Raw genomic sequence first — 19,602 nt, 5'->3', positions numbered from 1 at the left:
CGCTGTTATTCGCTGCGTCAGAGCGGCCGGAACTCGGCATGCGGTGTCGCGCGCTGCCAGACGGCCTCGAAGGCCGTTTCGCAGAGCTTCGCCAACTCCGGGGATTCGTTGAGCTCCAGCTCCAAGTTCTCGCCCTCACCGTCGAAGTGGTTAACGAGGACGAGCTGGGAGTCGAACAGCCAGAAGTCGTTGCCCGGCAGTGCAATGTCGGTGGCTTCGCGGCGGGACAGCCATCGCACCTGCTCTCCGGCAGCGATGTTGAGCCCCTCCGTGACCTCGTACTCGAAACGGATGTACTCGCTGATGGGTGTGGAGGCGATTCGTGCCCGGCGGACCTCGACACCTCGCGACGTCGCCGCCGTGACCAGCGTGTGCCAATCGGCCCAGCGCTCTGCAGGGTCAAGGGACTTGCCGGTACACCAGTCGATGAAGGCCGGGTCCGACTTCATGTAGGCGTCGCGCATCTCCAGATGAACAGCCGTCCTCTGGCAGTCGCGGAACAGATCCTCAAACGTCGGGACCCTCGTCACCCTTCACCTCCAAGAAGAACTGCACCATGCGGCGGGGGATCTCCACCACTGACTCGTGACCCGGAAGGTCCATCTCGTTGAGGCGCTCCTCGTCGAGAACCGTCACGCCCTGGACAAGGTAGGTGTTCTTCACGTCGTCCAGGTAGATCGTGGGGGAGCCCCCACTCGGGCTCTCCGGGTCCTTACCGAGCTTGATCAGGGCCATGATGTCCACCTCCGTTGAAGGTAACGATCGCTGTGCCGGAGCTTGCCCCCATCTCCGGCTCTGGACGAGGAACTTGCCAGAACTTGCCAGAAGAACGGTGCTCATGGGGAGCAGGCTGGCGTGGATCGGCCCGTTGGGGGCCGGATTGGCACGAGCGCTGTCGCAATCAGCGTCGCCGTGCGGGCGGCGGCTGCGGCGCCGGCGTAGGTGTCGAAGCGGGCGCGGAGGCGGTGGGGCGTTGTGTGGTGCTGCGGAAACTTGCTGCCTGCGCGCGGGGGCCAGACGCGTGGCGTTCGCCGAGGCGGCGGATGCGCCAGGTCAACGTGCGGGCGGGGCTGTGGGCGTCGTCCAAGGTGCGCTGGCCGAGTGCCTGGTCGAGGACGGTGGTTGCGCTGTGCCCGGCTGCCTCCGCTTCGGCGAGCACGGTGGTGAGTGCTTCCCAGGCGGGGTCGTTGAGGACGCGCTCGGCGTGCTCCGGCACCGCCTGCTGTAGGTGGTGGGCGAAGCGGCGCTTCATCTGGCGGCTGGGGGCGCGTTGTGCGAGGCCGGTCAGGACCGGCTCGGCGACCCGTGCGTATGCAATCTGTAGATGGATGAAGGCTTGTTCGGCTGCCGCTTCCTGTTGGGCGTGCTGGTGGGTGCGGTGCCAGTGCATCGCGAAGGCCACGGCGGTGAGCACGGTGTCCAGGAGCATCGCGATTCCGGCTCCGTCACTGTCGGAGGGCCGGTCGCGCCAGATGGCTCGGACGCTGCGGTGCAGGACGCGGGTGCTGTCGAGGTCGGCTGTGATGCGGGAGCGAGTGGCGCGCTCGAAGGCGGCGGTGGCCTGTTCGAGCTGGGCCTTCACTGCGGCAGGTGCGTTGATCGGCAGCAGGTCCAGCGTCGCACCGAGTGCGACCAGTTGGCCTTGGGCGGTCTGGTCGTCGCTGTGGGTGAGGTGGTGGGGGATGCGGTCGGTGGCGGCGATGGCCTGGTGCCACGGATCACCCGGCCGGACGGTGACAGGTTCGGGACTGGTGGTGGCGAGGGTCTTGCGGATCTTGGGCAGGGACAGGTCGGGCGCGAGGGTGGAGCCTGCGTAGAACACTGGCTCGCCCTTGTCGTTGGTGTCTCCGGGCAGGGCGAAATTGCAGCCGAGAGCGTCGCCGGAAGGGCCGAGCTTGAGGCGCACGGTCACGCCCGTGGCTTCCAGCAGGGTGAAGAACTCGGACTCCTCGGACGCGGCGGCGACGGCGCGCCGGACTCGCAGGCGCAGGACATCGCGGGTGGCGGCGTCCTGGCCAAGGCGCTTGGCCTTGAAGTGTTCCTTGCTGGTGGGGCGCTTGGCGCCGGTGCCGTCGCCCGGCTTCAACCGCCGCAGCCCGTAGTCGACTTCGATCTGGCGGGCCTCACGCTGGACGGCGCGCTGGTCGTAGCCACGCTGCGGGCGGCGGCCGTCCTGGCGTACGAGGGTGGCGGCGATGTGGATGTGGTCGTCGGCGTGGCGGACGGCGACCCAGCGGCAGGCTTCCTCGTCACCGTCGGGGGCGATACCGGCGGCGGCCACCATTCGGCGGGCGATGTCCGCCCACTGGGCGTCGCTGAGGATCGGGTCTTCTGGTGCGGCGCGTACGGGGCAGTGCCACACGGTGTTCTTGGGCGCCTTGTCAGCCAGCATCTTCACGGGCTGGTCGAGCTGCGCGACGAGCTGAGCCATCGCGTCCTTCGCATCGCGGTGAAGGCTGCGGCCAGGGTCGGGGGCGAAGCCGTTCCAGGACGCCACCAAGTGCGGGTCGATGTGTTCGTTAGCCCGGCCCTTGCCGAAGAGGTAGCCGATCGTGCGTCGCGTGGCAGCCGGGCCCGAGCTGAGGATGATCTTGGGTATCACTCGCTCACCGCCCCTCAGTGACCTGAGCGATGGCGGTGTCCAGCTCGGCGACTGACGCCTCGACGCGGTCCAGAAGGCGTTGGACGGTGTCGGGGTGGGGCCAGGCGCCGTCCTTGTGGAGGTGCCAGGTGAGCTGGTTGAGGTTGTTGCCGATCTGGCCGAGCTTTCCGTTGGCGGCCATGAGTGCCTTGATCATGGCGCGGTAGTCCGCGACGGCTGCGGTGGGGTCGTCGGAGCGGGCGGCGGCGAGCGAGCACTCGGCCACGTAGCCGCCGAGCGCCATGCGACTGAGGGCGGCGGCGTTCTGGACAAGGGCGAACTCGTCGTCGTTGTAGCGGGGGTGGACGCGGCGCTCGCGCAGCTGCTTGTCACGCAGACGGCGACGCGGTGCAAGCTGATGCGGCACGTTCGACGACGGCTCGATGCCCCCTGTCTCGGTCGGCACCCCTGGGCCGACCGACTCCGGTGCCGCCTCGGCGCCGGATGCCTCCGCCCCCTGTGGGGTGGAGGCCGGGTAAGGACTCCTTACCCGACAACTTGCTGCGCGTGTGACGGGGGTGGTGGTCGTCTGTTGCTGAGCCGCAAGGGATTTGTGGTGCGCGTTGTGCATGGGTCGGATCTCCGCGGGGTGATGGTGTTGAGGATCTCGCTGCGTCTGGCTTCTATCTCCCCGCGCTGCATCCCGAGGGGCGCGGGGTGGACCGCGAGGATGAGGTGAACGTGGGGAATAAGACGTCGTCGTCAGGCGCGTTGGGTTCGCCCTGTTGCTGGGAGGCGGCTTCGTCGAGTCCGTCGAGAGGCTTGGCCGCGAAGCCGTCGTACGCGACAGGCTCGGCCCGGCCGGTGCGCTCGGTCTGCAGCTGGTCACGCAGGACGCGGGCTCGCTTCTGGCCGATCCGTAGTTCGTTGCGCAGACGCTCGGCGGTCAGCTGGTTATCGCTCCAGGCGGCGGTCAGGAGTCTGGCCTCGTCGAGGACTTCGACGTTGGTGCGGGTGCGGTCGGTGGTCGACTTGGTGACGGGGACCCGACCGGTCGCCCGACGCGGGATGGCTCCGGTCGACTCCGCTACAGCAGCCGACCGGGACGGTCGGGCAGCGGGGGCGGGGGCCGACTCGTCGGTCTCGGTCGGCCTCGTCACGGGCGCCTCGGCGACCTTCAGAGGGGTCGACTCAGTCAGCTGCTCGGGGGTGGATTCAGCCTGGTCAGATGCCGACCGGGCAGCCTGCTCGTTGGCTTGCCGACCAGCCGACTCGTCAGCTTGCTGGCCAACCGGCTGGGCGGAGGCCGTTTCGGCTGGGTCGGCCGACTCGGGGGTGTGGTGCAGCACCTTCGCCACGAGATCCGATCCGAAGTAGATCGACCCGACCGGGAGCGAGGTCGCCAGCAGGACGAGGGCCCAGTTCGCGGGGTCCCAGTCGGTCAGTCGGCCCTGCTGGATCGACGTGGTGTGCAGGGCTGGAATGAGGCCGTGCACATAGTTCAGCAGGAGGCTGGCGATCGCGTAGGCCGCCAGGACCCGCAGCGCGAACTTCCGGCCGGGACCGGTCAGCACGAGCGTGGCGATGAGCGCGAGGGCCATCAGCCCGTCGACCACGATCGGATAGAGCAGAGCGGCGGTGGAGTCTGCGCCGATGGCGCGGGCCACGTCGGACAGCGCGTTCCACGAGACGCGGAAGGCCATGAGGACGACGGCCACCAGGCCGATGACAAGGGTGATGCGTCCCTTGCGGTTCACGCGAGGACCCTCAGCTGGCCTGGGTGCTCGGCGAGCATCGCCAGCATCATCACGTTGGCGAGGGTCTCGTCCTCGGCGGCCGGGGGAGAGCGGGAGCAGGGTGATGCCGGCGCGGACGCTGCGGCTTCCGTGTACGGCTGCCCGGGCGCTCGGGGTAGGGGAGTGCAAGGCGGAGGACTCCAGGGGGAAGTGGGACTTGTGGGGTGGGAGTGAGGGGGCACGGAGGGGCGTACACGCGGGCGTGATCGCTCCACGCGGGCCGGTCAGGGCTCAGGCCGACGGTGGTCAGGCGGCGGGAGGAGGCGCAGAAGCGGGTCTGCTGCCTGCCCTCGGCCCTCCGGTGACGCAGCCGACCATGGTGGCCAGGTTGCTGTCGACGAGGCGGCTCAGGCAGCGCAGGGAGCAAGGGCCTGTCAATACCCGTGCGTGCCGGTGCTTGTGCCGCGCCTGCGGTCGGGGCCGTCGAGGATGACGCGGCGGGTCATCTCGGCGAGGCGGGAGGCGACGCGGTCGCCTACGGCGGTCCGCAGGTCGGCGATGGGGACGTTGGTGGTGATGAGGGTGGGCAGCTCGTGGACGTACCGGTGGTCGATGAGCCGGTAGGCCAGCTCCTCGGTCCACTCCGATGCCTTGGCGGCGCCGAGGTCGTCGAGCAGCAGCAGCGGGCTGCGGGCCAGTTCCTGGAAGCGGCGTTCGCCGTCGTGGCCCTGGCGTGGCCGCAGGGTGGCGTGCAGTTCGGCGGTGGTGATGGCCTCCCAGCGCAGCCGGACTCCGGCGCCGAGCAGCGAGCGGATGGCGCCGTACGCCTGATAGGTCTTGCCGGTGCCGGTAGGACCCGCGATCAGCAGCGAGGGCCCGTAGGCGATGCCCGGTGCGCCGCCCGGCCCCGGTCGTCCGGCAGCCGCGATCTCCTCGACCCAGGGCGATACGTCGGGGTGGTCGGCCAGGGCGTCGCGGTAGCGTCGCGGGATGCGGGCGGCGGCCAGCTCCAGAGCGGTCACCGGTTCCGGCGATGGCGTCGCGTCGACCACGGCGGTGAGGTCGATGTCGCGGGAGGCCAGGATCGCCTCCAGCTTGGCCACGGCGCCGCCCAGTTGGCGTGGCTCGCGGGCAGATGTCTTCGTGCTCACAGCTCACCCCCGTACGCGGACTGCGCGTCGATCGGGTTGGTCCACGGCCGGTGCCCTGCGGACGTGCCGCTCGCCGTGGGCGGGTTCATGGCCTCGTTGACCAGGCTCGGCAGCACGCTGGGGTGCAGGCCCTTGGCACGCAGCCGCTCAAGCCCGGCGCGCACGTGCGCCGCCTCGATGCCATCGGCGAGCAACTGGGCGGTCTGTTTGCCGAGATGCCCCAGGAAGCTGCTGGGAGGCCGATTGGGGCAGGCGGCGGCGTACTCGCCTATGAGGGTCTTGGCCGAGATGGTCTCGGGTGCGTGGGCGCTTGCGCCCCCCAACGGAGTAGATCCTAGATCCCTGTTCCTAGGTCCTAGATCCGGACCGTGAGTGCTCACCGCTTGCTCCCGCGTTCGTGGTGAGGGCTCAAGGAATCCGTTCTGACCTGCGCCTTCGTGGCTCACGGAGCCTTCCTTACCTCCTCCGAGAGCCTGCGCGGAGGGCTCGGTGAGGGCTCCGCGCGTAGGCGGTGCGGACTCACGCGTCAGGTCGAGATCGTGGTGCGGGCAATCGGGATGTCGGACGCCGCTGGGCCGGTTGACCTTCTGGTGCTGGGCGAAGGTGACGACGTGCAGGTACCGCTTCCCGTCCACGCCCTCGTATCGGCAGATCAGGCCGGCGGTGTCGAGCTGGTTGAGGTCGTCCTCGACGCCCATGGGCCCGTGCTCGGGGCGCAGGGACCACAGCAGGCCGGCTATGACGGCGGCCTGGTCGCGATACCGGCCGTGGTCGTCGGCCTGGGTGAGCAGGCCGAAGAAGGTCCGCTCGGCGGAGAGGGAGACGGATGCCAAGGACTCGGACGCGAACGCCTCGGGCTTGATGGTGCGGATTCGGGCGATGTCGTTCGACCACCTTCGTCGTGAATCGGGTCAGGGAATTCGGGAGCGGGGGAGGTTTGTGCTGGGGGGCGTGGACAACACAGCCACACCCACGGCGCGAAAGTCCAGAGTTGGTTCACAAACTCTGTACTACTTCCGTGCGGGGCAAATACCGTAGCCCCAGAATCCCGGTTGTCGAAATCACCGTCGATCGGCGCATCGCTCACGGCAGACGAATAGCGCTTCCGTAAAGGGGCGAGCGGAAGCTACAACACAACCATGCCCCCACATCCTCTTGAAATAGGGCCCGCGGGACAGGCCGCCGCCCGCGCCCTCGTGCGCACCCGCACCGCCCGTGGCTACTCCCAGCGTCAGCTCGCCACTCGCGTCACCGCTCAGGGCTGGCGCATGACCTTCACCGCGCTCTCTCGCATCGAACGCAGGGTCCGACGCTGCGACATCGACGATCTCGTCGCCATCGCCGCCGCCCTCGGTGTCTCCCCCTGCGCGCTCCTCGGCGGTCCCGCCGAGCCCCTGGAGCCGGTCAGCGCGGGCGCAACATAGCCGACGATCGCCGGTTACCCAAACCGGCGATTCTCCGCATCATTGAACCTCCCAGCGAGTCCCCCGTTTCCACGCGTTCCGTGAATCTTCGTGCAGCAGGATCTACGGCGAGTGGAAACAGGGGGCCTTCAGGAAAGGTCTGTCGCGACGCACGGCTTCAGTCGCCGTGACAAGCCGTACCTAATTGTGTTCCACATTGAAGGATCCCTCTTGCCTGAAATCGTCACGCTTCCCTCCGCTCGTTCTTTCGCCCTCTCGCATTCCACCGCCGTCGACCGCGCATTTCTCGGCGTGCGGGAAGCGGCTGCCTACCTCGGCCTTTCGCCTCGCACGCTCTACGTCTGGCGGCACCGTCGGCAGGGACCGCCGAGCTTCCGGATGGGTGCCCGTGGGCGTGTGACGTACCGGCTCGATGCGCTCGATGCCTGGATACGCGAGCAGGAGCAGGCCGACTCGCGCTCGAACCCGGCCCTGGATCCCGTGAGTGCGGCCCCGCAGCGTCGCGCAGGCTACTCGGCCACGGCCTGACGCCTCAGCGTCAACGGCACTCCCACCCCCGAACGTAAGGAAATACTTGGCCGGCTACATCGAAGACCGCTGGATCAACAAGAAGAAGGACCCCACCAGCGGCAAGCGGGAGCGCACTGCCCGCTATGGGAAGGGTTCGCGATACCGCGTCTCCGGGATCCCCGGCGTCCGGGACATGTCGTTCGACACGCTGGAGGACGCCAAGGCGTGGTTGCGCAGGTCTGGAACCGACAGCGAGCGCGGTGAGTTCGTCGACCCGCGTGACGGTTCCATCGCGCTAGCGGACTACGTCACCCGCTTTTGGAAGGAGGGCGTACGGGGCGCGCCCGGCACGATCAAGCGCGTCGACGAGCGCGTACGCCTCCACATCCTTCCGTACCTAGGCACGGTGGGACTGAGAGACATCTCCGCGACCGTCCTGCGCAGCTACATCGCCACGCTCGAAGCCGAATGCGCACCGCGCTATGCCAGGCAGATCCTCACGACCCTCTCGAACATCTTCGAGACAGCCATCGATGACAAGCGCCTGGTACGCAATCCGATGCGTGCCAAGTCGGTGCGGTGGCCCAAGGTGCCGGAGGACCAGCGGGAGGCGTGGCCGCTGGAGACCGCGCAGCGCATGCGGGACGCGATCAGAACGCGCTACCGCATCGCGGTCGTGGTCGCACTCGGCTGTGGGCTGCGGCAGGGAGAGGTCTTTGGTCTCTCGCCGGAGGACGTCGACTTCCAGCGCGGGATCATCCGCGTACGCCGACAGGTCCAACTACTCAACGGCCGTTTGTACTTCACTTTGCCCAAGGGCGGGAAGACGCGCATCGTCGACATGCCCGGCTCCGTCGCTGCCGAGCTGGCGGCGCACTTCCTGCAGTACCCGGCCGCCGAGGTCGAGTTGCCGTGGGGCGGCCCGGAGCCGGAGCGGGAAAAGCAGACTTTCCCGCTCGTCCTGACGACGACGTACGGCAACGCGCTGCGCGCCAACATCTTCAACGACGAGGTCTGGAAGCCCGCTCTTGCTGCGGCAGGGGTCATCCCCATGCGGGAGAAGGGCAAGCGCTGGAAGGCGTCTCGCAAGGACGGATTCCACGTGCTCCGGCACACCTTCGCCTCGATGATCCTCGAAGCGGGCGAGTCCGTCGTCACCTTGGCCCGCTGGCTCGGCCACTCCAGCCCGACCATCACCCTCGACCACTACGCCCACTTCATGCCGGAGGCCGGCGGGAAGGGGCGAGCGGCCGTCGACGCCTTGCTCGGGGTGGTTCCTCGGTATGTTCCAGAGAACCTCGCCAGCGCGTGAGGGAAGTGGACGCGTGGCACAGCACACGCTGTGCCACGCCTCTTGCTGTGTCATCTGCCAGTCTCGATTACAGGCCCCGTACTCGCGCAGCGCGCTCCCTGCGTTCTGCCTCCCGCAGCTGCTCCTCTTGCTGGGCCAGACCCGCTGTCGCGACCGAGGCGAGTTCAGGGACCCGGGTTGCGAGGGAGACGAAGTAGTCGATGAGGTGCTGATGTCTGGCAGAGTCCTCACCCCACCAGGAGTCGACCCAGGCGACGTTGGCCGCGATGTGAGCGGGAGCTACCCCGTGGCCGAGGAGGAGCGGGCCGAGGCGTTCCAAGGTCTCGTTACGTTGCCCCACGAGGGTTTCGAGGAGGTTGTCCGGAGTGACAGCGCGGTCCCGGAGCAGACGCTCCGCCAAGTCACGGTCTGTTCCGATAAGTTGGATGAGCGGACTGTGACCGATGCGCGGAAGGCTGATGCAGCGGACCGTAAGTCGGTAGCGATGCTCCTGTGGAAGGCGTTCTAGGTGGAGCTCGCAGCCGTGGGGCTCAGGCGCGACGAAGAAGCCACGGTCGGCCATTTCGTCGAGCCGTTCCGTGTACCAGATCTCGAGCAGGTCAGGATCGTGGTCGGCTAGATGGCCGAGCAACTGACCGGCGCGCCAGCGGTCATGCTGGGACAGGTCCTCGGGACGCAGATGCTGCACGGCGTCACGCCAGTCAGGGCGCCAGGCTGCTGGCAGTGCGGGGCCGTGCGGTTGGCCGACGGCGAAGGCGATCGCCGCGCTGCTGGCGATCGCAGGAACCGGGTGAAGCAGTAGATGATGCAGTACCGCGTTCGGCTCGTCCTGGATGAATAGGGAGTCGAGTAGCCAGGCGTCCTCGGAACGCATCGCCCCGATCACGAACTCAGCCGCCTCGTCGTCGTCACCTCGTCCGAGGACAGTCGAGATGACGCCGATCCTGAAGCGAGGATCATCCAGCGCAGCGGTGAGGACATCCGTCGACAACGTGTGGGGGGAGGTTGTGAGCCATCGGGTCAATGCGGCGTGCACCATAAGCGGACTGCGAGCCGCGGTCGCGGCTGCGTGCCAAGCAGCGGGATCGGCGAGGTGAGGCACCATTCGGTCGGCCACCCAGATGCCTCCCCCACGATCCCCCGCAAGTTCGGCTTGCTCAACCAGCTCTTCGAACCTCGCTGTTCCGTCGAGTGGTCCGAGTGCTGCGACCTTCCGTGCGAGAGCTTCCACTGCGAGGGCCCGGCCTTGTGCAGCTTCCTCCCGGGGGCCCATGTCGTCCCAACGACTCCAGCCGGTGAAAGACTCCAAGTCAGGGTCGACGGCCAGCGCCGGTAGTCCGCGGTTGAAGTCGCCGCTGCGGGCGTATGCAGCGTTGAGCATTCGCCGGGCGCGGAGGGCCAGACCGGGATGGGTCTGGAGTAGGGGATACAGCGTGGTCAGGATGAGCGCTCCGCCTTCCGCCCCCTGGCGTTTTTGCCCCTAGCTCGGTTCGCCGTTGTGTGGCACGAACCCTTCGCCGAGCCTTGCCCATGAGCCTGCCAGCTCCAACAGTGGAACGACCGCAGCCGGGGCACTACTCAGGCCATCCTGTACTTCGGATTCCGTGAGAGTCGGCCCGACCTCTTTCCACAAGGAGATGAGGCGCGTCAGATTGTCGGCGCTTTCGACGCCTCGGGCGAGGGTAACCGTGTTCGGATCACCCGGATCAGTCCAGTTTCCAGAGGTCTCAACGGCGAAGATGCTCGCCAGCACCTCGCTTGCCACGGCCCAGTGCGGTGCGGCTCGGTGAGTGCGCAGCCACTCCAGCACTGGGCGCAGCAAGAGCGCTCGGATTTCGAATGTGGTGCCGAAGTCTGGGTCGATGACGTTGGCCACGTCGCAGAGCACGCGCAGTGGGTGCTCTGCGGTGGAGTGGCGCGGCCGGTCGTCTCCCACGGCGAGGTCGAGCAGACCGGTTACTGCTTCGGGCAGCAGATACTGGGCTGCTGACTGTGCGAGTTGACGGGCAGCAGCGTCCCCCTGCGGATCGACAGTGATCCCGTACAACTGCTCCGTCTCGCGCGGGCTGGCGAGGACTGTACGGGCCTGGGCGACAGCGAATTGCGCGGCTCTCAGGTCCAGTCGGGCATATTCGGACACTACAGCGAAGGTTCCGGTGTCCCAATAGGTTGGTGCGGGCAGCGTGTGGGCCCAGGCATCGGCGGCCATCCGAGCGTCAGGGGAGGCTGAGACCTGGGCGGCGGCGATCACGGCGGAGGCGAGGTCGCGGTGCCGGTCTGGGAAGGCGGCCCAGAGAGTGGACCACGGTCTGCAGGCTGGCTGCGTGAAGAACCACTTTGCGATCAACGATGCACGTAGCGCTGGTTGCAGGCGCCAGACGCCGTTGACAGTCTCAACCAGGCCATTACGGGCGAGACGCTCCATGAGACTGGACATTCTGGCCGGCGGCTCTCCGACGAGCGGCGCGAGCGCGTACAGCGCCTCAGCGGATGCCCCTCCCAGGGCAGCTACACAGGCCAAGGTATCCACGGCCGTCTCGGACTCGGTGATACGGCGGAGGTGGCGTTCCACGTTCTCCAGGTGCGCTGCGCCGCTGGCCACTTGTTCGCCCTCGCCCTTGGCGAACATCTCGCACAAGGTGAGCGCCCAGCCCGGCCGCCCGACCGCCTGGTCGAGAACCACCTGCCGGGCTCGGTGGCCGGTGACGCCCAGCGAGGTGACCAGTCTGTTCATGTCGGATCGCTCCAACAGGTCAACGTCGACGCGCAGATGTCCGGGAAGGGCTGCGCCTACCTCGTCTGCCCTGTCGGGCCAGGTGGACGCGACGATTGCGAACGCATGCTCCACCCTCTGGCGCGCCCGCCGCAGCACACGCATCTCATCGAGTCGAATGTGAGCGTCGTCCACGACGACGGCAGCGGGCCGCGCTTCCAGCAACTCATCCAGAATGCGCTCTGCTTGCGCCTGCTCGAGGTATGCGACCTGACCTTCCAATTCGGTGGTGAGCCGCGTCTTACCCACACCAGGCACGCCCACGAGCACGACATCATGACCTTGGGCGACAGCCTCAGCAAGCGTCGTCAGATCGGCTTCCCGTCCGAGGAAGTCGGTTCGATCAGCCAGGTCCTCCGGCAGATCCAGCGGCCGATCAAGAAGAGCACCCAGCTCGCCTTTGATACCGAGGAGGCTGAACCTCCACGACGGCTCTTTGGCGAGGCGGGTAGCGAACCAGTCCTGGGCATAGACGTGCGGCTTTGGGAGGTCGCGTTCTGTACACAGTCGATCCAGACTCGCGCGCCGCGTCGCATCAACCGGCTGTGAGCATGCCATTACGATCAGATCGGCCTGCACGTTCTCTTCATGCATTCGGCGAAGGCCCCTGCGTAGATTCGCCACCGGATCACCGGAAGTAACGAGCAGACGCCCGCGAGCATCCACGTCGTGGGAGCCCCACGGAAAATAGATATCGGCATCGCGGCCGAAATCATGCCCACCCTCAACCGCGGATAGACCCGGGTACTGCGATTGCAGGAGCGCGCAGGCACAGCGCTCAAACTCTGTTGGGTGGATAGCCTGTTCGCCCAATGCGCGACGTACGCGTGCCACGAGGTCCATGAAAATTCATGCTACGTGTACCTTATGCCTGTTGCTGCTCGTCGCCCGGCGCAATGTCGGGCCGCGCGCCTCGGGATCTGGGCGTCGAGAGCACGGAACTCGAAGAGATCATCTCGCTGGGAAATGGGACGTCGCTGCCGTATGTACCGACGCGGCTGACTCCTTCGATGCCCTTGCCCCGATCGGCTGCCGCCCTGGTTACCCGCTGCCTTGCGTGAGGAAGCTTGCGCGGCATGGCATGATCAGTTCATTTGGGGTTGGGCGGCTTCGGCCACCTAGTGCCGTGTACTGAGGCATCGAGGAGGTCACCGAGCCGAAGCCATGCGGTCGGACCGGAGTATGAGGCCGGACTGCTGGCGAAGCGTGACCATGCTTCGTCCTTGTCGCCGAGTGCGGACAACACGACTGTGGCGACAGCCTTGTGGGCACTCTTGTACCGGTCGCTTCCGACCGTGAGGACAGTCCATGCGGGAAGGGCGCGTATGAGTTCTGGTGTGCAGTCCTTCAACGACAGCACTTGCCGGGCCCATGTCTCCCGGAGATTGGGTCCTCCTCCGAGATGCCTGCGCAGGTCCGTGGTGATGCGAAGAAGGGCCGCCTCTGGTGCGGAATGGCGCGCCAAGACGTCCGAGAAGGAGAGCTTCGGCCTGTACGTATGCGAGGCGAAGGAGAGCAGGGTTTTCTCGACGAGGGTGTCATTGCCGGCATGCCGGGTCAGGTAGTCGAGCAGCACCTCTTCAGAGGCGCGGCTGAGGTCTCCCACGGTGACCTGCTCAGGGTCTCTGAGCGCCGAGTTGCATGCTGCCGTGGCGAGATCGCCCAGAATCCGTTCGATGGCGGCGCGCATCTCGGTGAGCTGTTCATCGGCACGTTGCTCGGCGTAGTCGTGGTACTCCCATCGGCTGCGGGAACGCGGACGGACGTGGCGGACCACTGCGCGTGCCTGCTCTTTGACCTCCTCTGATACGTGAGGAAGGTGCAGCAGCATGGCGTGCACCCAGCGCAGGTCCCGGAGCGCGGGGCGGCTGGGTTCCGGCTCGGGCTCCCAGAGCCGCAGGGCCTTGACTGCTGCGGTCGCGAAGCGCTGGCCGAGCGAGGCGAGTAACTCGTCTGACGCAAGCCAGGTCTGTGGTTCACCGTAACGAGTCTTCGCTTCGGAGGGAGTGAGGATGTAGCGCCAAGGACCGTCCGCTGCCGATTCTGCCCAAGATACCGCGGAGCGCAGGCCGACCTTCTGCAGCCTGCCGGAGTCGTCTGTGAGGAAGTACTCGACGCGACGGCGGCTCTCGGACTCCAGGTCGTCGTGTTCGTCAGCGAGGTGAGAGAGCACTTCCCCCTCGGACGCACCATCCCTCAGCTTCCGGCACAGACGAGTGACCAGCTCGTTGGTTGCGAACGCCTTTAGGTGATCGGTGGCGACCCGCTCCAACAAAAGGGGTTCGACGTCCCAAGGGACGGTGCCGAGGAGGTGCCTACGGATGATGGGGTCGGCGTGGCCACCCTTTGCCCACTCGATCAGTTGCCCGTGCCGACGAGTGTGGAGTGTCACCACGTGTTTCCACATCGTCTCCCAAGCTTTCTGAGCAGCCATGTACTTGTCGAACCACTCCATGACATCGTCCGTTTCGGATCTGTCATCGTGGCTGGGAGGGGCCGGGAGAAGACCGAGGGCGGCAAAGAACACGGCATCGTGCAGACTGGCCTCGCGAAGGACCAACTGCGCGGCACCGGGTTCCTCCAGGAGTTCCGGCGTCATCGGCTGCCCGTGCGGCCCGCGACTCTGGAGCTCGGCCACGATGGCCTGAGCCAGCGCCTCGCCACATCGTTCGCGGCCGAGCACACCGAGCTGCGACACGGAGCAGCGCCTCAGCGTCTCCTCCCGGAGTGCGTCCGTGCAGGAGGGGTGCCCGAGCGCCGCGGCGGTCAGATTCGTCGAGGGGCCACCGTACGGCGAGCTCTCCTTCTGCAAGTCGCTGTCCGCAGCGGCCTTGAGCATCCACTCGGGAGCCAATTCGCTGAGGGCGCCACGCAGCAGAGCCAGCAGGAGGTCGTCGCGGTCACGGCCTGCTGGCAGCTCCTGCCCCTTTTCTACCGCCATGCGGATGGGCGGGGAGTCAGGGGCGGCCTCCGCGGCGATCACATGCAGGAATGCGAAGGGGAGCCCGGAACGCGGCTCGTCATTGGTCATGAGGTCCCCACGGGTCGGTTTGGCTGGACTTCTTCCATGGTGGACCACGGCACTGACAGCTCGTGGCCTGAGCCTGGGAATGATGAGCCCAAGCGATCGAAATTAACTGAGGCAAGGTGAATTGGCGTTGTAGCCGCAGGCTGAGTCGAGCCCTGCCAGGCTGGGCGCCGTGACGTATGGAGTGACGGTGGATACGAAGATCCCGAGCGGCGCCCCGGAGATGGACGAGCTCCACCGGGTCGGTGCCGTGACCCTCCTGGAGGAAGGCTTCAACGCGATCGAGTCGCTCGAAGGCCCGGACGGAGTGGAGGCATGGGCCGACGACACATTCGTGGGGGTCTATCCCCGCGGCGCTCTACGAAGGTGTTCGTGGATGCCCCGGCCCTGGAATTCGCCGAGCAGGCTGTCCGCTCGCTGGTGGAGGAAGTACTCGAACGATCGGAGCTCCTCGCCGACTGGACAGTGGAGCGGTGCGAGGTCGAACTCCACCCCGACCTCGCGAAGAAGAGCTTGGACGCCGCTGACGGCCCGGACGCATCACCGGCAGACGTGGAAGCCCGACGCGCGCAGCTGACCGAGCCCGGCGCCGACACCGCAGTCGACCCGGCGCGTGCAGCTGCCGAGGCGAAGATCGCGGAGCGCAGGATGCGTGCCCTGGCCGTGCGGCTGCGGGCCTTCGAGCCGGGGATGTTCGGCGCCGTCGACGAGGAGGACGAGGGCTACGACGCGGACACCTCCGCCTATGCGGTGTCGCTCGCGGATGCGGAGCTGGCGGCGGGAGCGTTGGTCTGGGCGATCGATGTCCTCTTGGACGAGCTGTTCCAGGACACCTTCGCCTTGGACTCGGAAGAAACGAACGTCGCAGAGTGCGATCAGTAGCTATGGCTGCTCGACGATCTGCCTCCGCGTTGCGCCTTGCAGTACGACGCACGCTTCGCATGCCGGTTCCTGGCGACGGCCATGGCCCTCACCACGCGCTTCAGCGAGGGCAGTTTCCAGCAACTGAGCTGATTTGCTGAGGAATTGGCACTGCGGCTGCTGCTGACCACCTCCGAGGTGACGTTGGAGATGTTCGGGCTGCTCGACGACGGGGTGTCGAGTGCCTTGGAGTGTTTCTCTGAGCTGGTCTACGAGGATATGGACCACGAGTGGCTGTACGAGGACTCGGAGGACGGTATCGACGAGAGCCCGGTGGGTGCGTATCTCGGCATTGCGCTCCCATGGACCTCGCGAGCTGGTTCAAGTCGTTCAACGAGGATCGCTACGTCCATCCGTATGCGTTGGACGAACCGGAAGACGAGCAGCGAGGGGGTTCGTAGTCATAAGGAGCCACGACCCCTTTCACCTCGACCGCTACATCCGCGGTGTTTCGTGGCAGCCCGCCCGAGTCAGTCCGTGTGGGCTTTGGGGTACCCGTCCAGATCGTCGATCACGAGCAGGTTGCTCGACCAGTCGCCGGGCCAGACGGCGAAGAGGTGTGACTGACCGGCGAGCGCCCGCTCGTAGGCAGCGCAGTCAACTCCGTGGGTCACCGTGCCGTCCTCGTGGATCTCGATGTAGCGGGCCGTACGTGCGGTGCAGGGGGCCCTTCCTACTGCGGCGACACCTATCGGTTCCAACCAGCACGCTCAGTGACGTCTAGCGGGGGGAAAGCGGGAGGACTTGGCTGGGTGATGCATAGGGAATGACTGGTGGCGCGGAGGGTACTCCGCTCCCTGGCCTCGCGGATTCTCCCCAGATTCTCCCCAGGGGGCTCGACGGAGCACTCAGAGCCATTCGCGTCCGCGAAGTTGGTCAAGTCTCTCGGCTCCCCGCTACAGCCAATCCCGCCGCTTGAAGATGAAGTAGAGGCTCACGCACACCACCGCCATCAGCAGGATCGCGAACGGGTAGCCGAACGCCCAGTGCAACTCCGGCATCTCATCGAAGTTCATCCCATAGATCGTTCCCACCAGTGTGGGAGCAAACAAAATCGCGGCCCATGAGGAGATCTTCTTGATCTCCTCGTTCTGTTCGAAGCCCGCCTCCGCCAGCGCCCGCATCTCCGCGTTCTGCTGCTGGGTGACCAGGGTGGAATTGACCGTCAGGATGTCGGTGAGGGCCTGACGGAAGCCGTCGACGCGTTCGCTGGTGTGCGTGACGTGGTCGGCGACGTCGCGTAGGTAGCGCTGCAGTTCCTCGTCGGTGCGGTACTTCGCGAAGCCCGCCATCAAGGAGTGCAGCATGGCCACCAAGGGGCGGGTCGCCCGTTGGAACTCGACCATCTCGCGGGAGAGTTCGTAGATGCGGCGCGAGACCTCCGGGTCGCCGCTGAAGACCTCGGTCTCGATCTCGTCGATGTCGTTCTGGACTCCGGCCACGACCGGGGCGTACCCGTCGACCACCGCGTCCAGGATCGCGTACAGGACCGCCTCGGGGCCGAGCCGGAGAAGGTCGGGGCTCTCCTCCATGCGGCGGCGTACGGCGGTCAGGTCCGGGGCGGCGCCGTGGCGCACCGTGATGACGAAGTCCGGGCCCACGAACACGTGCAGCTCGCCGAAGTCGACCTCTTCCGGGGCGTCCAGGTAGCGGGCCGCGCGCAGGACGACGAAGAGGGTCTCGCCGTAGCGCTCAAGCTTCGGCCGCTGGTGGGCCTCCATCGCGTCCTCGACGGCGAGCTCGTGCAGGTCGAACTCGGCGGCCAGGGAGAGGAGTTCGCCCTCCGTGGGGCGCGCGAGACCGATCCACGCCATGCCGTCCTGCTGCTCGCGCAGCTCCCGGAAGGTGTCGGCGAGGCTTGCGGGCGTCGCGACGCGGACCCCGTCACGGTAGAGCGCGGCCTGTACGACGCTCGCCGTTTCCGGCGGGGAGGGGGGCGCGGGCTCGGCCTCGGGGGTTCCGGCGTCCCCGTTGCCCGCAGCCGAGGAGCCCTTGGCCGGGGCGGTCCAGCGCCAGCCGTGCCTCTTCGCGATCGGTGCGGGCCGGGGCCGGCGTTCCGCCATGCTGGCTGCCTCCGATGTCGAACGTGCTTGTGGGTGGCCTCGAAGCAGAGTATGCGAAGCAGGATATACGCCCCAAATGACGCGAGCCTGTCCTCTTTCCTCGTCCGGCGTGCTTGCGGACCGAAGATGTCCGCAAGCCCCGCTAGCGTGCGGAGCATGACGAACACGCCGAGTACCCAGCCGAAGGCAGCCGCCGTCAAGCACCCCGCCCCCGTACTCAGCACCCGCGCCCTCAACCGCGCCACCCTCGACCGCCAACTCCTCCTGCGCCGCTCGGCCGACCTCTCCGTCGAGGGCGCCGTCACGCACCTCCTCGGCCTCCAGGCGCAGAACGTGAAGCCGCCCTACTTCGCCCTCGCCGCCCGGCTGGAAGGGTTCGACCCCGAGAGCCTGTCCGCGCTCCTCGCCTCGCGCGACCTCGTCCGCATCGTCACCATGCGCTCCACCATCCATCTGCACACCGCCGACGACGCCCTCACCCTGCGCCCCCTGGTGCAGGGCGCGCGCGACCGCGAGCTGCACGCCTTCCGCAAGGGCCTGGCCGGCGTCGACCTGGGGGAGCTCGCCTCGCTCGCCCGCGCCGCCGTCGAGGAGGAACCCCGCACGATGAAGCAGCTGCGGGAGATCCTGCTGCCCCGCTGGCCCGACGCCGACCCGCAGTCCCTTGCCGTCGCCGCCCGCTGCTCGCTTCCCCTGGTCCAGGTCACCCCGCGCGGCCTGTGGCGGCGCAGCGGGCAGGTCGCGCTCACCACCGCCGAGCACTGGCTCGGCCGCCCGAGCGAGCCGGTGCCCACGCCCGACGCCACCGTGCTGCGTTACCTCGCCGCCTTCGGGCCTGCCTCGGTCAAGGACATGCAGAGCTGGGCGGGTCTTACGCGGCTGCGGGAGGCCTTCGAGCGGCTGCGGCCCCAACTGCGTACGTTCCGCGACGAGAACGGCGTCGAACTCTTCGACCTCCCGGACGCGTCCCGCCCCGACGCGGACACGCCTGCTCCGGTGCGCTTCCTTCCCGAGTTCGACAATCTCCTCCTGTCCCACGCGGACCGGTCCCGGATCGTGCCGGCCGAGTACAAGGGCCGCACCTGGAAGGGCAACTTCGCGTACAACGTCTTCCTGGCCGACGGCTTCCTGGCGGGTGTGTGGCGCGTTGAAGAGGAGACGCAGGGCTCCGGCGTCCTCACCGTCGAGCCGTTCGGCACCCTGACCAAGGCGCAGCGGCACGAACTGACCGAAGAGGCCGAGCGGCTGCTGGGCGGGCCGATGTATCAGCCGATGCCTCAGGGGGCTACGCCGACCACGTACGACATCCGCTTCGGGACGGTCATCGACCGGTGAGGGGCAGCGGTGGGAGGGAGAGGCTCAGTCCCCCGGCCTCCTCAGTCCGCCCGCCCTCCTCAGTCCGCCCGCCCCGTCGCCGCGACCGTCACCCCGAGCCCGATCATCGTGACCCCACCGGCCCCGCCGATCATCGACAGGCGCCGCTCCGAGCGCGCGAACCAGGTGCGGGCCGCGGACGCCGTAAGCCCCCACAGCGTGTCCGTGACCAGCCCGATGCCGATCGGGACAAGTCCGAGGAGCAGCATCTGCGCGGGCAGATGCCCCGCCGAGTGGTCGACGAACTGGGGCAGCACCGCCGCGAAGAACACGATGCCCTTGGGGTTCGTCACGCCGACGAGTGCGCCGTCCAGGACCGTGCGCACGTCCGTACGGGCCTCCCCGGGAGCCGCCGCCCCCATGGACTCGGCCCGCATCTCCTTGCGGTGCCGGAAGGCCTGCACGCCGAGGAAGACCAGGTAGGCGGCCCCCGCCAGCTTCACCGCCATGAACACCGCGGCCGACCGCTCGACGAGCGATCCCACGCCGAAGGCGACGGCGACGACCAGGGCGTACGACCCCAGGAGGTTGCCGAGCGCCGTCGCCATGGCGGTGCGCCTGCCGTGGGCCAGGGCCCGCCCGATCACGAACAGGACGCTCGGCCCCGGGATCACGATGACCAGCAGCGACATGGCCGCGAAGGCGAGAAAACGATCCGTGGACACCATGCCCATCACCCCCTCCAGGGCCCATTCAACCCCGACAGCCGTGGAATACGCCCTCGGCGTC

The 19,602-nt window shown here is 67.5% G+C and carries 18 protein-coding genes; 5 read left to right on the top strand and 13 right to left on the bottom strand.

The features are described from left to right. Nucleotides 1-17: 17 nt before the first annotated feature. The 7 genes from AB0M70_RS11925 to AB0M70_RS11895 form a co-directional block, all read right to left on the bottom strand. Nucleotides 18-530 (bottom strand): DUF6879 family protein, encoded by a 513-nt coding sequence (locus AB0M70_RS11925; RefSeq protein ID WP_365819075.1) that lies wholly within the window; start codon nucleotides 528-530, stop codon nucleotides 18-20. Next, a complete protein-coding gene (locus AB0M70_RS11920; protein ID WP_077965876.1) occupies nucleotides 508-735 on the bottom strand; it encodes a hypothetical protein in 228 nt (75 codons plus the stop codon). The genes AB0M70_RS11925 and AB0M70_RS11920 overlap by 23 nt, the downstream gene beginning before the upstream one ends. A 166-nt stretch (nucleotides 736-901) precedes the next feature. Beyond that, complete coding sequence (locus AB0M70_RS11915) at nucleotides 902-2,602, bottom strand: mobilization protein (protein WP_365819073.1); 1,701 nt, start codon at nucleotides 2,600-2,602, stop codon at nucleotides 902-904. Nucleotides 2,603-2,606: 4 nt separating this feature from the next. Beyond that, on the bottom strand, nucleotides 2,607-3,047 hold the full coding sequence (locus AB0M70_RS11910) for a plasmid mobilization relaxosome protein MobC (RefSeq protein ID WP_365819071.1): 441 nt from the start codon (nucleotides 3,045-3,047) through the stop codon (nucleotides 2,607-2,609). 217 nt (nucleotides 3,048-3,264) lie between these two features. Further along, nucleotides 3,265-4,338: a DUF2637 domain-containing protein gene (locus tag AB0M70_RS11905; RefSeq protein WP_365819069.1), complete on the bottom strand. Its 1,074-nt coding sequence runs from the start codon at nucleotides 4,336-4,338 to the stop codon at nucleotides 3,265-3,267. A gap of 413 nt (nucleotides 4,339-4,751) precedes the next feature. Further along, nucleotides 4,752-5,468 carry an ATP-binding protein gene (locus AB0M70_RS11900; RefSeq protein ID WP_365819067.1) on the bottom strand — a complete coding sequence of 239 codons (717 nt, stop codon included), beginning with the start codon at nucleotides 5,466-5,468 and terminating at the stop codon, nucleotides 4,752-4,754. Beyond that, nucleotides 5,465-6,349, bottom strand: a complete 885-nt coding sequence (locus tag AB0M70_RS11895; RefSeq protein ID WP_365819795.1) for a hypothetical protein — start codon at nucleotides 6,347-6,349, stop codon at nucleotides 5,465-5,467. Before AB0M70_RS11895 ends, AB0M70_RS11900 begins: the two co-directional genes overlap by 4 nt. Nucleotides 6,350-6,607: 258 nt before the next feature. Between AB0M70_RS11895 and AB0M70_RS11890 the strand changes: the two genes are divergently transcribed. From AB0M70_RS11890 to AB0M70_RS11880, 3 genes are all read left to right on the top strand, one after another. Beyond that, nucleotides 6,608-6,892 (top strand): helix-turn-helix transcriptional regulator, encoded by a 285-nt coding sequence (locus AB0M70_RS11890; protein ID WP_365819065.1) that lies wholly within the window; start codon nucleotides 6,608-6,610, stop codon nucleotides 6,890-6,892. A 210-nt stretch (nucleotides 6,893-7,102) separates the two neighbouring features. Then, nucleotides 7,103-7,420 (top strand): helix-turn-helix domain-containing protein, encoded by a 318-nt coding sequence (locus tag AB0M70_RS11885; RefSeq protein ID WP_365819064.1) that lies wholly within the window; start codon nucleotides 7,103-7,105, stop codon nucleotides 7,418-7,420. A gap of 46 nt (nucleotides 7,421-7,466) precedes the next feature. Then, nucleotides 7,467-8,714, top strand: coding sequence for a site-specific integrase (locus AB0M70_RS11880; protein ID WP_365819062.1), 1,248 nt, complete (start codon nucleotides 7,467-7,469; stop codon nucleotides 8,712-8,714). A gap of 67 nt (nucleotides 8,715-8,781) precedes the next feature. On the opposite strand, the gene AB0M70_RS11875 is transcribed toward AB0M70_RS11880, so the two are convergent. The 3 genes from AB0M70_RS11875 to AB0M70_RS11865 form a co-directional block, all read right to left on the bottom strand. Next, a complete protein-coding gene (locus tag AB0M70_RS11875) occupies nucleotides 8,782-9,831 on the bottom strand; it encodes a hypothetical protein (protein ID WP_365819060.1) in 1,050 nt (349 codons plus the stop codon). Between the two features lie 363 nt (nucleotides 9,832-10,194). Beyond that, a complete protein-coding gene (locus tag AB0M70_RS11870; RefSeq protein ID WP_365819058.1) occupies nucleotides 10,195-12,330 on the bottom strand; it encodes a hypothetical protein in 2,136 nt (711 codons plus the stop codon). A 247-nt stretch (nucleotides 12,331-12,577) separates the two neighbouring features. Continuing rightward, nucleotides 12,578-14,518: a hypothetical protein gene (locus AB0M70_RS11865; RefSeq protein WP_365819056.1), complete on the bottom strand. Its 1,941-nt coding sequence runs from the start codon at nucleotides 14,516-14,518 to the stop codon at nucleotides 12,578-12,580. Nucleotides 14,519-14,887: 369 nt separating this feature from the next. Between AB0M70_RS11865 and AB0M70_RS11860 the strand changes: the two genes are divergently transcribed. After that, the gene (locus AB0M70_RS11860) at nucleotides 14,888-15,397 is read left to right on the top strand and encodes a hypothetical protein (protein WP_365819054.1); all 510 of its coding nucleotides are present in this window, start codon (nucleotides 14,888-14,890) and stop codon (nucleotides 15,395-15,397) included. 509 nt (nucleotides 15,398-15,906) lie between these two features. Here the strand turns inward: AB0M70_RS11860 and AB0M70_RS11855 are convergent. Both AB0M70_RS11855 and AB0M70_RS11850 read right to left on the bottom strand, forming a co-directional pair. Next, nucleotides 15,907-16,050 (bottom strand): hypothetical protein, encoded by a 144-nt coding sequence (locus tag AB0M70_RS11855; protein WP_365819052.1) that lies wholly within the window; start codon nucleotides 16,048-16,050, stop codon nucleotides 15,907-15,909. A 282-nt stretch (nucleotides 16,051-16,332) separates the two neighbouring features. After that, nucleotides 16,333-17,499: a magnesium and cobalt transport protein CorA gene (locus AB0M70_RS11850; RefSeq protein ID WP_365819050.1), complete on the bottom strand. Its 1,167-nt coding sequence runs from the start codon at nucleotides 17,497-17,499 to the stop codon at nucleotides 16,333-16,335. 156 nt (nucleotides 17,500-17,655) lie between these two features. On the opposite strand from AB0M70_RS11850, the gene AB0M70_RS11845 reads away from it, so the two are divergent. Further along, on the top strand, nucleotides 17,656-18,834 hold the full coding sequence (locus AB0M70_RS11845; RefSeq protein WP_365819048.1) for a winged helix DNA-binding domain-containing protein: 1,179 nt from the start codon (nucleotides 17,656-17,658) through the stop codon (nucleotides 18,832-18,834). A 59-nt stretch (nucleotides 18,835-18,893) separates the two neighbouring features. Here the strand turns inward: AB0M70_RS11845 and AB0M70_RS11840 are convergent, their stop codons facing one another. Continuing rightward, nucleotides 18,894-19,541: a LysE family translocator gene (locus AB0M70_RS11840; protein ID WP_365819046.1), complete on the bottom strand. Its 648-nt coding sequence runs from the start codon at nucleotides 19,539-19,541 to the stop codon at nucleotides 18,894-18,896. Nucleotides 19,542-19,602 lie beyond the last annotated feature (61 nt).

The sequence above is a fragment of the Streptomyces sp. NPDC051214 genome (assembly GCF_040682375.1).
In the GTDB taxonomy this organism is placed as follows: domain Bacteria; phylum Actinomycetota; class Actinomycetes; order Streptomycetales; family Streptomycetaceae; genus Streptomyces.
Note: the sequence above shows the minus strand (reverse complement) of the source record. Positions and strands in the feature narration are given on the sequence as shown.

Bases quoted from the DNA above. Each gene is read 5' to 3' on its own strand.
- AB0M70_RS11920 (WP_077965876.1), bottom strand. From the start codon at position 735: ATGGCCCTGATCAAGCTCGGTAAGGACCCGGAGAGCCCGAGTGGGGGC.
- AB0M70_RS11890 (WP_365819065.1), top strand. From the start codon at position 6,608: ATGCCCCCACATCCTCTTGAAATAGGGCCCGCGGGACAGGCCGCCGCC.
- AB0M70_RS11870 (WP_365819058.1), bottom strand. From the start codon at position 12,330: ATGGACCTCGTGGCACGCGTACGTCGCGCATTGGGCGAACAGGCTATC.
- AB0M70_RS11865 (WP_365819056.1), bottom strand. From the start codon at position 14,518: ATGACCAATGACGAGCCGCGTTCCGGGCTCCCCTTCGCATTCCTGCAT.
- AB0M70_RS11850 (WP_365819050.1), bottom strand. From the start codon at position 17,499: ATGGCGGAACGCCGGCCCCGGCCCGCACCGATCGCGAAGAGGCACGGC.
- AB0M70_RS11845 (WP_365819048.1), top strand. From the start codon at position 17,656: ATGACGAACACGCCGAGTACCCAGCCGAAGGCAGCCGCCGTCAAGCAC.
- AB0M70_RS11840 (WP_365819046.1), bottom strand. From the start codon at position 19,541: ATGGTGTCCACGGATCGTTTTCTCGCCTTCGCGGCCATGTCGCTGCTG.